14 protein-coding genes are annotated in these 13,594 nt (G+C 67.7%); 6 read left to right on the plus strand and 8 right to left on the minus strand.

The window, feature by feature from the left end; genetic code table 11:
* Positions 1–6 precede the first annotated feature (6 nt).
* Together ACVWWN_RS25735 and ACVWWN_RS25740 are read left to right on the plus strand one after the other, a co-directional pair.
* The gene (locus tag ACVWWN_RS25735; RefSeq protein ID WP_457146370.1) at positions 7–699 is read left to right on the plus strand and encodes an NUDIX hydrolase; all 693 of its coding nucleotides are present in this window, start codon (positions 7–9) and stop codon (positions 697–699) included.
* 41 nt (positions 700–740) lie between these two features.
* Positions 741–2,078 carry a lipase family protein gene (locus ACVWWN_RS25740; RefSeq protein WP_457146371.1) on the plus strand — a complete coding sequence of 446 codons (1,338 nt, stop codon included), beginning with the start codon at positions 741–743 and terminating at the stop codon, positions 2,076–2,078.
* On the opposite strand, the gene ACVWWN_RS25745 is transcribed toward ACVWWN_RS25740, so the two are convergent.
* The 3 genes from ACVWWN_RS25745 to bioB are packed head-to-tail and all read right to left on the minus strand — an operon-like array spanning position 2,044 to position 3,952.
* Complete coding sequence (locus ACVWWN_RS25745; protein ID WP_457146372.1) at positions 2,044–2,709, minus strand: DUF2567 domain-containing protein; 666 nt, start codon at positions 2,707–2,709, stop codon at positions 2,044–2,046. The genes ACVWWN_RS25740 and ACVWWN_RS25745 overlap by 35 nt on opposite strands.
* 29 nt (positions 2,710–2,738) lie before the next feature.
* The gene (bsaP, locus tag ACVWWN_RS25750; RefSeq protein WP_457146373.1) at positions 2,739–2,936 is read right to left on the minus strand and encodes a biotin synthase auxiliary protein BsaP; all 198 of its coding nucleotides are present in this window, start codon (positions 2,934–2,936) and stop codon (positions 2,739–2,741) included.
* 20 nt (positions 2,937–2,956) lie between these two features.
* Positions 2,957–3,952: a biotin synthase BioB gene (gene bioB, locus ACVWWN_RS25755; RefSeq protein WP_457146374.1), complete on the minus strand. Its 996-nt coding sequence runs from the start codon at positions 3,950–3,952 to the stop codon at positions 2,957–2,959.
* A gap of 82 nt (positions 3,953–4,034) precedes the next feature.
* Here bioB and ACVWWN_RS25760 point away from each other — a divergent pair, with 82 nt between their 5' ends.
* On the plus strand, positions 4,035–4,634 hold the full coding sequence (locus tag ACVWWN_RS25760; RefSeq protein ID WP_457146375.1) for a TetR/AcrR family transcriptional regulator: 600 nt from the start codon (positions 4,035–4,037) through the stop codon (positions 4,632–4,634).
* Between the two features lie 19 nt (positions 4,635–4,653).
* Here the strand turns inward: ACVWWN_RS25760 and ACVWWN_RS25765 are convergent, their stop codons facing one another.
* Positions 4,654–5,079, minus strand: a complete 426-nt coding sequence (locus ACVWWN_RS25765; protein WP_457146376.1) for a hypothetical protein — start codon at positions 5,077–5,079, stop codon at positions 4,654–4,656.
* 123 nt (positions 5,080–5,202) lie between these two features.
* On the opposite strand from ACVWWN_RS25765, the gene ACVWWN_RS25770 reads away from it, so the two are divergent.
* The gene (locus tag ACVWWN_RS25770; RefSeq protein WP_457146377.1) at positions 5,203–5,538 is read left to right on the plus strand and encodes an MmcQ/YjbR family DNA-binding protein; all 336 of its coding nucleotides are present in this window, start codon (positions 5,203–5,205) and stop codon (positions 5,536–5,538) included.
* Here ACVWWN_RS25770 and ACVWWN_RS25775 read toward each other — a convergent pair.
* The 4 genes from ACVWWN_RS25775 to ACVWWN_RS25790 are packed head-to-tail and all read right to left on the minus strand — an operon-like array spanning position 5,531 to position 9,191.
* Positions 5,531–6,040, minus strand: a complete 510-nt coding sequence (locus ACVWWN_RS25775; RefSeq protein WP_457146378.1) for a 2'-5' RNA ligase family protein — start codon at positions 6,038–6,040, stop codon at positions 5,531–5,533. The genes ACVWWN_RS25770 and ACVWWN_RS25775 overlap by 8 nt on opposite strands.
* Positions 6,041–6,721, minus strand: coding sequence for a dethiobiotin synthase (gene bioD / locus ACVWWN_RS25780; RefSeq protein ID WP_457146379.1), 681 nt, complete (start codon positions 6,719–6,721; stop codon positions 6,041–6,043).
* Positions 6,718–7,863, minus strand: a complete 1,146-nt coding sequence (locus tag ACVWWN_RS25785) for an 8-amino-7-oxononanoate synthase (protein WP_457146380.1) — start codon at positions 7,861–7,863, stop codon at positions 6,718–6,720. The genes bioD and ACVWWN_RS25785 overlap by 4 nt, the downstream gene beginning before the upstream one ends.
* A gap of 32 nt (positions 7,864–7,895) precedes the next feature.
* Positions 7,896–9,191 (minus strand): adenosylmethionine--8-amino-7-oxononanoate transaminase, encoded by a 1,296-nt coding sequence (locus ACVWWN_RS25790; protein WP_457149280.1) that lies wholly within the window; start codon positions 9,189–9,191, stop codon positions 7,896–7,898.
* 75 nt (positions 9,192–9,266) lie between these two features.
* Here ACVWWN_RS25790 and ACVWWN_RS25795 point away from each other — a divergent pair, with 75 nt between their 5' ends.
* Both ACVWWN_RS25795 and glgX read left to right on the plus strand, forming a co-directional pair.
* Positions 9,267–11,444, plus strand: a complete 2,178-nt coding sequence (locus tag ACVWWN_RS25795) for an acyltransferase family protein (protein ID WP_457146381.1) — start codon at positions 9,267–9,269, stop codon at positions 11,442–11,444.
* Positions 11,444–13,594 carry a glycogen debranching protein GlgX gene (glgX, locus tag ACVWWN_RS25800; protein ID WP_457146382.1) on the plus strand — a complete coding sequence of 717 codons (2,151 nt, stop codon included), beginning with the start codon at positions 11,444–11,446 and terminating at the stop codon, positions 13,592–13,594. The genes ACVWWN_RS25795 and glgX overlap by 1 nt, the downstream gene beginning before the upstream one ends.

Below are 13,594 nucleotides of genomic sequence, written 5' to 3' on the forward strand. Positions count from 1 at the left end.
GAAAACATGGATCATACTAACACCGCGCACGAGGTGCTCGCCGTCGTGTTCCAGGTTCGCGGCGTTGACTCCCGGAAACCCGCACTTCACGTGTTGTTGTGGCAGCGTGCACTGGAACCGGAAGCGCAAAAGTGGTCCCTGCCGGGCGGCCGGCTCGGTGACCGCGAGGACATGACGAACTCGGTCCGCCGCCAGCTCGCGGAGAAGGTGGATCTGCGTGAAATAGCTCACCTGGAACAGCTGGCGGCATTTTCCGATCCGGACCGGGTTCCGGGCGCGCGCACCATCGCGTCGACGTTCCTGGGCCTGGTGCCCTCCCCCGCGACCCCGGAACTGCCGCCCGATACGCGCTGGCACCCGGTCAGCGAGCTGCCGCCGATGGCCTTCGACCACGCGCCCATGGTGGAACACGCCCGCACCCGGCTGGTCGCGAAGATGTCGTATACGAACATCGGATTCGCCTTAGCGCCAACGGAATTTGCCCTGTCGACCCTCCGGGACATCTACAGTGCCACGCTCGGTCATCCGGTGGACGCCACGAATCTGCAGCGGGTGCTTGAGCGGCGCAAGGTCATCACCCGCACCGGTACCACCGCCCGGTCCGGGCGCAGCGGTGGACGACCGGCCGCGCTGTACGGCTTCTCCGACTCCTCCTACCGGGTCACCGACGAATTCGCGGCGCTGCGCCCGCCCGGGTGAGTCGACTGGATTCTTAATGCGTTCTTAGCAACAATGCCCGGATGGACTTGGGCAGCGTGGCTCCTGTAAGTGGTGCCGAGTGGATCGGGCAGCCGCAGCACGAAGAACTGCAGCGCGGCGCGCGACCGAAGCTCCCCGCCGACGACCTGTTCTACGACCCACCCGCGGGCTTCCACCATGCCAACCCGGGCACGGTGCTCCGCAGCCGCGACGTCGAGCTGGCCTTTCTCGGGTTCATCCCCCAGCGGATCAAGGCCACCCAGCTGCTGTACCGCACCACCGACATGCATGGCCGGCCGCAAGCGACCGCGACCACGGTGATCGTGCCCGCCGAGCGCGCGCCGGGGACCGTCACGCCGATCCTCTCCTACCAATGCGCCATCGACGCCGTGACCTCGCGCTGTTTCCCGTCCTACGCGCTGCGGCGACGGGCATTCGCGACCGGCGCCGTGGCGCAGGCCGAGTACCTGTTGGTCGCGGCGGCGGTGGCGGAGGGCTGGGCCGTATCCGTACCCGACCACGAAGGACGCAGCGGCATGTGGGGCGCACCCTACGAGCCCGGCTACCACGTGCTGGACGGCCTTCGCGCGGCACTGGGTTCAGAACGGCTCGGCCTGTTGGCAGACGCGCCGATCGGGCTCTGGGGCTACTCCGGCGGCGGCCTGGCCAGCGCCTGGGCCGCCGAGATGAGCGGCTCCTACGCACCGGAGCTCAACATCGTCGGCGCGGTTCTCGGCTCACCCGTCGGCGACCTGGGACACACCTTCCGCCGGCTCAACGGCACCTATATGTCCGGGCTGCCTGCGCTCGTCGTCGCCGCCTTGATCCACAGTTACCCGGAGCTGGACAAAGTCATCCAGGACCACGTCACCGAAGAGGGCAAGCGCCTGCTGCAGCGCCTTCACAAGATGACCACCGCTGAGGCGGTCATCCGGATGGCCAAGAAGGACATGGGCGACATGGTCGACCGGCCGCTGGAACAGATCCTCGACATGCCCGAGGTACGGCACATCTTCGACGACATCAAGCTCGGCGCCGCGGTGCCGACCCCGCCGGTGCTCATCGTGCAGGCGGTGCACGACCAGCTGATCTCGGTGGAGGACATCGACGAGCTTGCCGACACCTATTCCTCGGGCGGCGCCGATGTCACCTACCACCGCGACATGTTCAGTGAACACCTTCTTCTGCACCCCATGTCGGCGCCGATGACGCTGCGTTGGCTGACCGACCGGTTCAACGGCAAGCCGCTCTCCGAGCACATGGTGCGCACCAAGTGGCCGACGCTGCTGAACCCGATGACCTATGTGGGGATGGCCCGACTGGCCCGCATCGTCGGCAAGGTCGTCACTGGGCGGACGGTAGAGCGCCAGCCTCTGTGACGGGCGGCCCGATCACCGGCTGGTCGACCGGCGGCCAGGCGCCCAGATCGTCGCGCGCGGTCGACACCGCGATCAGCGCGTACGTCAATGCCGCGATGGCGGCGGGAAACAGCACGGTGGCCGCGATCTGAAGCGGTGAATGGCCGAAGAACACCGCAGGCGCCTCGATGACGTAGTGCACGCGGTGCTCGGGAGACACGGGCGCGCCCGCGATGTCGATGGTGCCGTACCTCCAGTGCACCAGGACCGCGCCCACTCCGGCTGCCGCGCCCGCCGCGGCCATCGCCCCGACGGCCAGCGCGGCCACCGTGACCGGGCCGCGGTGAGATCGCCACTGCCACACCAGTACCGCCGCGACGACGGCCAGCACCCCGAGCAGACCGAGCACGAGGAACTCACCGAGGAAGAAGTTGTCGGACTCGTTGCCCAGGTAGGCCTTGACTCGGTCGCCGCCACGGGTCAGCGCGACCACGCCGTGTATCGGCGGGGCCAGCCACGCCCAGAATGCGCCGAGCGCCGCGCCGGCGACAGCGAGCCCGACGCCGATGACGAGTGCCGCGCGAGCACGCGAAATACGCGGTGCGCCCGGGCTGTCCACCCCGGTTACCGGTTCTTCGCTCGTCACACTCATCGCTGCCCTCTGCTCTTCGCCCGGGAGGCTCATCGCTGCGTCTCCAGGTCCTTCGAATCCAGCTCGCCGTGTCGGGAGCACTTGGCCGACCAACCGTCGGGCCGCACCTGCACCACCATCCGACGGCCGCACTCCGCGCAGAACCGGGGTGGTTCGAGGCCGAGTCGGGCAGCAGTGGGGACCGCGCCACCCGCGGGTTCGCCAGTGTAGACGTTGAAATTGGCCATCGGCTTGCCGGAAACTTGCGCTAGAGACTGGCGTTCAGCGCCTTGATCGGCATCCGCAGATCATCGAGCAGCTCTAGATCAGCCTCCGCCGGCCGCCCCAACGTGGTGAGGTAGTTGCCGACGATGACCGCGTTGATGCCACCGAGGATGCCTTTCTTGGCGCCCAGGTCGCCGAGCGTGATTTCGCGCCCGCCGGCGAACCGGAGCATGGTGCGCGGCAACGCGAGCCGGAACGCGGCGACGGCCTTCAGCGCCTCCGACGCGGGCAGCACGTCCAGATCGCCGAACGGCGTGCCCGGACGCGGGTTCAGGAAGTTCAGCGGCACCTCGTGCGGATCCAGCTCGGCCAGGTTCGCCGCGAATTCGGCGCGCTGCTCGAGGGTTTCGCCCATGCCGAGGATGCCGCCGCAGCAGACCTCCATGCCGGCTTCGCGCACCATCCGCAGGGTGTCCCAGCGTTCCTCCCACGTATGGGTGGTGACGACATTGGTGAAGAACGATCGGGCGGTCTCCAGGTTGTGGTTGTACCGGTGCACACCCATGGTGGAGAGCTTCTCGACCTGCTCCTCGGTGAGCATGCCCAGCGAGCACGCGATCTGAATGTCGACCTCGTTGCGGATCGCCTCGATGCCCGCGGCGACCTGTGCCAGCAGCCGCTCGTCGGGTCCGCGCACCGCAGCGACGATGCAGAACTCGGTGGCGCCGGTCTTCGCGGTTTGTTTGGCGGCCTCGACCAGGCTCGGGATGTCGAGCCAGGCGCTGCGTACCGGTGATGCGAAAAGCCCTGACTGCGAACAGAAGTGGCAGTCCTCCGGGCAACCGCCGGTCTTCAGGCTGATGATGCCCTCGACCTCGACGTCGGGTCCGCACCAGGCCATGCGCACCTCGTGGGCCAGCGCCAGAAGCGTGTCGAGCCGGTCGTCGGGCAGTTGCAGCACCTGTAGCGTCTGATCCTGGTTCAGGCCCTCGCCGCGCTCGAGTACCTGCTCGCGGGCCTCCGCCAGAATGTCGCTCACCGTGCTCCTCCCGTGCCTGTTCCTCGGCTCTTCGCGCACGCACTCATCGCGTCTTGAACAGCGTTCAGGTTAGGGTACCGGGGTGCAGCTCCACAAACGCGACGTGGTCGAAGCCGCGACGGCCCTGCTGGACAGCTACGGCATCGCCGATCTGACGATGCGGCGGCTGGCCCGCGAGCTCGACGTCTCCCCTGGCGCGTTGTACTGGCATTTTGCCAACAAGCAGCAGCTACTGGGGGCCGTGGCCGACCAGATCCTGACGCCCGTCGGCGACGTGACCGCGGGGTGGCGCGACCGCATCACCGGCCTGTGTGAGCGGCTGCGGAACGCACTGCTCTCGCACACCGACGGCGCCGAATTGGTGTCGGCCAGCTTCGCCGCCGGGCAGTCCGCGGCGATGGCGCGGATTCTCACGTCGCTCGCCGACTGCGCCGCGGAGGCCGGTGTCGAGCCCGCGCACTGCGATCTGGCCGCGCGCACGGTCGTGTACTACGTGTTGGGTTTCACCGCCGACGAGCAGTCGCGGTTGCAGTGGGATGCCGCCGGGGCCGAGTTGCCGGATGGCCAGTCCGTCCTCACCGAGGATCCCAGCGCACGGTTCACGTTCGGACTTCGGCTGCTTGTCGACGGCATTGCCGCGCACAGCGGGTCACCGCATGCCGTGGTTGACGACCTCGGATAGGGCCGCGACCGACGCCGCCTCACCCGAGATGTCGATTTGACCCGCCACGGACCCATGTCCACAGGGTGAGGTCGATGACGAGTGCACTGACCGTAGCGGTCGGCTGACCGGCCGAAGCCCGCACCGCTCTCGGCCAGTCGGTCACGACGCCGACCTCGAGCAGCCACCGCTTGTCGGCATCGGTAGCGATGAACTCGACGACGGCGGGCGGCTCATATCCCGCCCCGTCCGACGGCCATCCCCACATCACGTCGACCGCATGGTCCACCGCGCCCGCAGCCACGTCGGGTGTGACCGGCTCGAGCGGCAGCCCCGCCGTCAACTCGGCGTCGACCCGATGCATCGTCGCCTCGTAGGTCTGCATCCGGCGCGTGAAGCCGACCGTCTGGTCCGGCGGCCGCGGCGGGGCCGGCACAGCGTGCTCGACGTCGGTCAGGTCGGACACCGCACGTCGGGGCCGGTTACGGCGAGCACATCGGCAAGGCGCTGAGCCTCGGTGCGGACGATCGCAATCCGGACCATGACGTAAAGCATCCCTGTGTCGGACCGCCCGGCTAACGTCGGAGACGTGATCACGGTCGCCGACGTCCGGCGTATCACCGCCTCGTTACCCCGGTCCTGCGAGGTGGTGGTGCGCGACCAGATCAAGTTCCGGGTGGGCGACATCGTCTTCGTCGCATTCTCGCGGGACGAGACGGTGATGGGCGTCGCCTTCCCGAAAGAGGAACGGGCGGCCATGGTGGCCGCCGAGCCCGACAAATTCATGCTGCCGCGCACGTCGGACATGCGCTACAACTGGATTGACGTTCGTCTCGACGCGATCGATCTCGATGAGTTGCGCGAGCTGGTGCTCGACGGCTGGCGGATGTGCGTGCCGAAAAGCGTTGCGGAGACGGTCACCTGATCAGGTACTCGCTCCTGGCATTTCCGTCCCAGCGCCGCAGTCCGATGACGCTGCCCGCGATCTCCGAGGGCTTACCCGCGATCCGTACCGCGCGACCCATCTGGGCGGGCACGACCCGGCGCGCCATCGTGACATGCGCTGTCCACTCTCCCGGTTGCGCGTTCGGCGTCGGCCCGCGATGCAGGTGCGGCAGGCATATTCGGTGCACCTGCGCGTGGATGTCGAGCAGTTCGATCGTCGGCACCAGCAGCCGGGCGAGCACCGCCTTGGCCCTGCCGAAGAACAAGGGCGCGCCGAGCCGGCAGGCAACGGGAAACCGGGGCAGCAGCGACGCCAGCACCGCGTCCACCTCGGGGTCGATGCGCTCGGCGACGGTGAGGGTGGTGTGCGGTCGGCTCGCAGGCGCCTGGCTGGGTATCCCCGCCTCGCGCAGGTCATCCCAGATCCGCCGGACGGCCGTCTCGGTGTCCGGGTCGAAGATCAGCTCGATCGAGTGGACCATCTAACCGACCAGGCCCGCGACCCACTGCCGGTCGAACGCCGATGCGCTCATCGACTCGAACTCGGCGGGGCTCAACGATCCGGCGCCCGCCGGCAGGACCGCCCGCAGCGGCGACAGGCGGTCGAGTACGTCACGATTTCCGGTTTGCGCGGTGTCCGGTCGGACGGGCCAGGCCCCGATCACCAACCCCGCGCACAAAACCCCTTGTGTGGCAAGTGCTTCCAGCGTGAGGGCGGTGTGGTTCAGGGTGCCCAGCCCGGGTCGGACGACCACGAGGACCGGTGCGGCGAGGTCACCCGCGAGGTCGCGCAAAGTGAACCCGCCTGCGGCGATTTCCACCAGCAGACCGCCGGCCCCCTCGACCAACGTCAACCGGTTGGGTGCGTCGACGTTGCGCACCCACGCCACCAACTCCTCGCTGCTCGGCAATCGGCGCCCGGAACGCTCGGCGGCCGCCGCAGGCGCCAACGGCTCGGGAAACGTTGCCAGCCCGTGCAGTTCGGTGACGCCCGAAAGCCGTGCCACGTCGGCGAGGTCGTCATCGCCGTCCGCGCTGCCCGTCTGTACCGGTTTGCACACGGCGACGTCGAGTCCTGCCAGCCGCGCACCACATGCGAGTGCCGCCGTCGCCACCGTCTTGCCGACGCCCGTGTCGGTACCCGTGACAATGACAATGCTCACGGGCGTGACGAAAGCACGGCCGTGAGCACCTCGCGGGCCAACGCCATCTCGTCGGCGGAAAGCGAGGCTCGGGCGGTCAGCCGCAGCCGCGACGTGCCCACCGGGACTGTCGGTGGGCGGAAGCAGCCGACCCGCACCCCGCAGTCCAGACACGCCACCGCCACCGCGAAAGCCACCTCCGGCTCGCCCAGGATCACCGAGACGATCGCCGAATCCGGCCGCCCGGAAACGCCGCACATCGTCGCCAACGCCTCGGCATGGTGCAGCACCGCTGCCGCGCGCCACGGTTCGTCGATCAGCACCCGCAGCGCTGACGATGCCGCGCCGACGGCGGCCGGCGCCAGGCCGGTGTCGAAGATGAACGGCCGCGCGGCATCGATCAGATGGTCGCGCACCGCGGCCGGTCCGAGCACCACACCGCCCTGACTGGCCAGCGCCTTGGACAACGTCGTCGTCATCACCACGTCGGGGGCACCGGCGAGGCCGACCTCGTGCAGCAGACCCCGACCGCCGTCGCCGCGCACCCCCAGGCCGTGGGCCTCGTCGACGATGAGCAGCGCACCGTGCCTGCGGCACACGTCGTGCAGCGCCCGCAGCGGTGCCATCACCCCGTCGGCGGAGAACACCGAGTCCGTCACGACGACGGCCCGGTCTTCGTCGCGGCCACTCAAGGCGGCCTCGACCGCGGCGACATCGCGGTGCGGCGTGATGGCCACCCGCGCCCGCGACAGCCGGCAGGCGTCGACCAGGGATGCGTGGGTCAGGGCATCCGACACCAGAAGCGAACCCGCGCCGGACAGCGCGACAACGGCGCCCAGGTTGGCGGTGTAGCCCGACGAGAACACCAGGGCCGACTCGGCGCCGACGAAATCCGCGAGTGCGGTTTCGAACTCTTCGTGCAGTTCGGTGTTACCGGTGACCAGCCGCGAGCCCGTCGAACCGGCGCCCCACGTGCGCAGCGCGGCAACGCCGCCGTCGATCACGTCCGGATGCTGGGAGAGGCCCAGGTAGTCATTCGATGCCAGATCCAACTCCGCGCCGACCGGCGGCCGGACCCGCAGCGATCGCCGTAGGCCTGCCGAACGCCGCTGCTGCTCGACGTCGCCAAGCCAGGCCAGCGGCGAGAGGCCGACGTGTCTCACCCGATGCTCCTCCCTGCCCCCTTGAACGGTGTTCAGGTTAGCGCACGGGCAACGCCGACCATCGCCGCCGTGATCTGCGCAACCTCGGCGTCGGTGCAAATGTAGGGCGGCATGGCGTAGATGAGGTTGCGGAAGGGACGCAGCCAGACGCCGTGCTCGAGCGCGACAGGCGTCGCCACCCGCAGGTCGACCGGTTTCGTCATTTCGACCACGCCGATCGCGCCCAGCACGCGCACATCCGCGACGCCGGGCAGCGCCGAGGCGGGCGCCAGGCCGTCGCGCAGGCCACTCTCGATGCGTCGCACACCCGCCTGCCAGTCATCGGCGAGAAGCAACTCGACCGACGCCACACCGACCGCACATGCCAGCGCGTTGGCCATGAACGTCGGGCCGTGCATCAACGCGCCGGGCTGGTTCGCACTGATGGTGGTCGCGACGTCACGGGTGCACAGCGTCGCGGCCAGTGTGATGTAGCCCCCCGTGAGCGCCTTGCCGACGCACATGATGTCCGGGCTGACGCCGGCATGGTCGGCCGCGAACAACTCGCCGGTGCGGCCGAATCCCGTGGCGATCTCGTCGAAGATCAACAAGACTCCGTGGCGCGTACACGCCTCGCGCAGGTCCCTCAGGTATCGCGGGTCGTGGAACCGCATGCCGCCCGCGCCCTGGACCACGGGTTCGACGATGACGGCGGCCAGTTCCTCCGCGTGCTCGCCCATCTGCGCGGCGAACGATTCGCTGTAGGCCGGGTCGTAGGCCGTCGGGACCTGCGGCGCGAACTCCTGGGCGGTGAGCACGTCGGTCCACAGCTCGTGCATGCCCCCGTCGGGGTCGCAGACGCTCATCGGCGTGAAGGTGTCGCCGTGGTACCCGCCACGCCAGGTCATGAGCCGGTGTTTGTCACCGCGGCCGATACTCCGCCAGTACTGCAGCGCCATCTTCACCGCGACCTCGACCGACACCGATCCCGAATCGCTGAAGAAGACGGTTTCGAGCCCGGGTGGAGTGATGTCGACGAGCAACTGCGCCAGCCGGGCGGCGGGCTCGTGTGTCAGGCCACCGAACATCACGTGGTTCATCGTCGCCATCTGGTGAGAGATCGCGGTGTCGAGCGCCGGGTGGCCGTGGCCGTGGATCGCGGTCCACCATGAGGCCATCGCGTCGAGCACCTCGACCCGGCGCCCGTCGCGGGCCAGCGTCAGCCACGCTCCACGGGCGCCGACCGCCACTACAGGCGGCTGCGCCTCGGCGCCGATGGTGCTGTAGGGATGCCAGATGTGTGCAGCGTCGATCGCACTGATCTCCGCGGGGGTCAACACCAGCCTGATCCTTTGCTCACGGGCTGTGACGGATCGCAGGTGGCGTGAGGCACCAGGCGATCTTAGGTAGATTAACCGTCGACCATGATGACCCTCGCCCCTCCCCGGGCGGCATCCACCACCGACCCGGGCTCCGCTCCGCGCACCACCGAAACTTCCGGGGGTGCACGCACATCAGGTTTTTACCGACACGATCTCGACGGACTGCGCGGGATCGCGATCGCCCTCGTCGCGGTGTTCCATGTGTGGTTCGGCCGCGTGTCGGGCGGCGTGGACGTCTTTCTGGCGTTGTCCGGGTTCTTCTTCGGCGGACGACTGTTGCGCACCGCGCTCACCCCCGGCGCATCGCTGTGGCCGGTGCCCGAGATCACCCGGCTGATTCGCCGGCTGCTGCCCGCGCTCGTCGTGGTGCTCGCCGTCTCGGCCGTGCTGACCATCCTCATCCAGCCCGAGACGCGCTGGGAGACGTTTGCCGACCAGAGCCTGGCGAGCCTCGGCTACTACCAGAACTGGGAGCTGGCGAACACTGCGTCGAACTACCTTCGCGCCGGTGAGGCGGTCAGCCCCCTGCAGCACATCTGGTCCATGTCCGTACAAGGCCAGTTCTACCTCGGCTTCCTTGCGCTGATCTTTGTGTTCGCTTGTCTGTTCCGCCGTTTTCTCGGCAAATACATGCGGATTTCGTTTGTGGTGCTGCTGAGCGCACTGACCATCGCGTCCTTCGTCTACGCGATCTTTGCTCACAACGCCGATCAGTCGACCGCCTACTACAACAGCTTCGCCCGGGCGTGGGAACTACTGGTCGGCGCGCTGATCGGCGCGCTGGTGCCCTACCTGCGTTGGCCTATGTGGCTGCGCACGACCGTCGCGGCGGTGGCGCTGGCCGCGATCCTGTCGTGTGGCGCGCTCATCGACGGCGTCAAGGAATTCCCCGGCCCGTGGGCGCTGGTGCCGGTCGGCGCGACCACTCTGTTCATCCTGTCGGCCGCCAACCGCAACGCCGATCCGCACACCAACGGCCGGCTTCCGGCGCCCAACCGCCTGCTCGCCACCGCTCCGTTCGTCTCCCTGGGCGCGATGGCCTACTCGCTCTACCTCTGGCACTGGCCGCTGCTGGTCTTCTGGCTGTCCTACACCGGGTTGCCGCGCGTCAACTTCGTCGAGGGCGCGATCGTGCTGCTGGTCTCCGGCGCGCTCGCCTGGCTCACCACCAGGTACGTGGAAAATCCGCTGCGGTACCGCAAGTCCGCCACCGCGACGGTCACCATTCCGCTGCGGACCCGGTTGCGCCGGCCGACGATCGTGCTGGGTTCGACCGTCGCACTGCTCGGCGTGACGCTGACGGCGACGTCGTTCACGTGGCGCGAGCACGTCATCGTGCAACGCGCGAACGGCAATGAGCTGTCCCTGCTGTCGTCGCGCGACTATCCGGGTGCCCGCGCCCTGCTCAATCATGCGAGGGTGCCCAAGCTGCCGATGCGGCCGACGGTTCTGGAGGCCAAGGGCGACCTCCCGATAACCACCACCGACGGCTGCATCAGCGACTTCGACAACTCGACCGTGGTCACGTGCACGTTCGGCGACAAGACGGCGACGCGCACCATCGCCTTGGCGGGCGGCTCACACGCCGAGCACTGGATCACCGCTCTGGATCTGCTGGGCCGGATGCACCACTTCAAGGTCGTGACCTACATGAAGATGGGCTGTCCGCTGACTACCGAGCGGCTGCCCTTGGTGATGGGTGACAACCGCCCGTATCCGGGGTGCCGCACCTGGAACGAGCGCGTGATGCCCAGGCTGATCGCCGATCACCCGGACTTTGTGTTCACGACGTCGACCCGCCCGTGGAACATCAAACCGGGCGATGTGATGCCCGGCACATACATCGGTATCTGGAAGACATTGTCGGACAACAAGATTCCGATCTTAGCCATGCGCGACACCCCGTGGTTGGTGCGCAACGGCCAGCCATACTTCCCGTCCGACTGTCTGGCCAAGGGCGGCGACGCGATCTCCTGCGGGATCAAGCGATCCGCCGTACTGTCGGATCACAACCCAACATTGGATTTCGTCGCGCAGTTCCCGCTGCTGAAGCCGCTCGACATGAGCGATGCGGTGTGCCGCAAGGACATCTGTCGCGCCGTGGAGGGAAATGTCTTGCTGTACCGCGACGCCCACCACATCTCGACTACCTACATGCGCACGATGACAGGTGAACTCGGACGCCAGATCGGCGCCGCCACCGGGTGGTGGGCCGCCTGATGTCGTCGCTCGAGCCTGCCCCGGTGCCCACCGTCTGGCCGGGCACCAGCTATCCCCTCGGCGCCACCTACGACGGCGCGGGCACCAACTTCTCATTGTTCTCCGAGGTGGCCGAGAGGGTGGAGCTGTGCCTGATCGCCAAGAACGGCACCGAGGAGCGGATCAACCTCGACGAGGTCGACGGCTACGTCTGGCACTGTTATCTGCCCACGGTGACACCCGGCCAGCGCTACGGATACCGCGTCCACGGGCCATGGGATCCCACGGCGGGCCTCCGCTGCGACCCGAGCAAGCTGCTGCTCGACCCGTACGGCAAGTCGTTCCACGGGGAGTTCGAGTTCACCCAGGCGCTGTTCTCCTACGACCTGAAGGCCGAAGACCTCGCATCCGGCGGCACACCGCCGGAGATCGACTCACTGGGTCACACCATGACCAGCGTGGTGATCAACCCGTTCTTCCAGTGGGCTTCCGACCGCCCGCCGATCACCCCGTATCACGACACCGTCATCTACGAGGCCCACGTGAAGGGCATGACGCAGACCCATCCGAGCGTCCCGGAGGAACTCCGTGGCACCTACGCCGGCCTGGGACATCCGGCGATCATCGACCACCTCAAGTCGCTCGGGGTGACGGCGATCGAGCTGATGCCGGTGCACCAGTTCATGCACGACCACCGGCTGCTCGACCTGGGTCTGCGAAACTATTGGGGCTACAACACTTTCGGCTTCTTCGCACCGCACTACCAGTACGCGGCGAACAAACACGCCGGCGGCGCGGTCGCCGAGTTCAAGACGATGATCCGGTCCTTTCACGAGGCCGGCATCGAAGTGATCCTCGACGTGGTCTACAACCACACCGCCGAGGGCAACCACCTCGGGCCCACCATCAGCTTCCGCGGCATCGACAACGCCGCCTACTACCGGCTGCTCGACGGCGACGCGCGGTTGTACAAGGACTTCACCGGCACCGGCAACAGCCTCAACGCGCGCCATCCTCACACCCTGCAGCTGATCATGGACTCGTTGCGGTACTGGGTACTGGAAATGCATGTCGACGGATTCCGTTTCGACCTGGCGGCGACGCTGGCCCGGGAGTTCTATGACGTCGACCGGCTGTCGGCGTTCTTCGACCTTGTCCAACAGGATCCGGTGGTCAGCCAGGTGAAGCTGATTGCCGAGCCGTGGGACGTCGGCGAGGGCGGTTATCAGGTAGGCAACTTTCCAGGTTTGTGGACCGAGTGGAACGGGAAGTATCGCGACACTGTGCGTGACTACTGGCGGGGCGAGCCCGCAACCCTCGGCGAGTTCGCCTCCCGTCTGACCGGATCCTCGGACCTCTACGAGGCCACCGGGCGGCGGCCGAGCGCGAGCATCAACTTCGTCACCTGCCACGACGGCTTTCCGCTGGCCGATCTGGTGTCGTACAACGAGAAACACAACGAGGCCAACGGGGAAGACAACCGAGACGGCGAAAGTCACAACCGGTCCTGGAACTGCGGGGTCGAGGGGCCCACTGACGACCCTGACATCCTCGCGTTGCGCGGTAAACAGATGCGCAACATCATGGGCACGCTGATGGTGTCGCTGGGCACGCCGATGATCTCCCACGGCGACGAGATCGGCCGCACGCAGGGCGGTAACAACAACGTGTACTGCCAGGACTCGGAGATCTCCTGGATGGACTGGTCATTCTGCGAGAAGAACGCCGACCTGCTGGCCTTCACGCGCAAGGTAGTGCAGTTCCGCAAGCATCACCCGGTCTTCCGGCGCCGGCGGTTCTTCGAGGGCAAGCCCATTCGCAGCGGCGACCAGGCCCGCGACATCGCCTGGCTGACCCCCGGCGGCAAGGAGATGACCCCCGAGGACTGGGGCACCGGCCTGGGAAAGTGTGTGGCGGTGTTCCTCAACGGCGACGCCATCACGGCGCCCGACGACCGTGGCGAGCGGGTGGTCGACGACTCGTTCCTGCTGTGCTTCAACGCGCTCGACGAGGCACAGGATTTCGTGGCGCCCAAGGGCGAGTACGCCAAACAGTGGACTGCCGACTTCGACACCGCGGATCCGACGGGCGCCACCGACCTCGTGGTGGCCGCCGGAGAGAAGATCTCGCTGCAGCCCCGGTCGTTGCTCGTGCTGCGAAAGACCGCCTGA

This window comes from Mycobacterium sp. URHB0021, assembly GCF_054057895.1.

Excerpts from the sequence above, each read along its gene's own strand:
- ACVWWN_RS25735 (WP_457146370.1), top strand. The coding sequence starts at position 7 with ATGGATCATACTAACACCGCGCACGAGGTGCTCGCCGTCGTGTTCCAG.
- ACVWWN_RS25740 (WP_457146371.1), top strand. The coding sequence starts at position 741 with ATGGACTTGGGCAGCGTGGCTCCTGTAAGTGGTGCCGAGTGGATCGGG.
- ACVWWN_RS25745 (WP_457146372.1), bottom strand. The coding sequence starts at position 2,709 with ATGAGTGTGACGAGCGAAGAACCGGTAACCGGGGTGGACAGCCCGGGC.
- bsaP (WP_457146373.1), bottom strand. The coding sequence starts at position 2,936 with ATGGCCAATTTCAACGTCTACACTGGCGAACCCGCGGGTGGCGCGGTC.
- ACVWWN_RS25775 (WP_457146378.1), bottom strand. The coding sequence starts at position 6,040 with ATGGTCCACTCGATCGAGCTGATCTTCGACCCGGACACCGAGACGGCC.
- ACVWWN_RS25795 (WP_457146381.1), top strand. The coding sequence starts at position 9,267 with ATGATGACCCTCGCCCCTCCCCGGGCGGCATCCACCACCGACCCGGGC.
- glgX (WP_457146382.1), top strand. The coding sequence starts at position 11,444 with ATGTCGTCGCTCGAGCCTGCCCCGGTGCCCACCGTCTGGCCGGGCACC.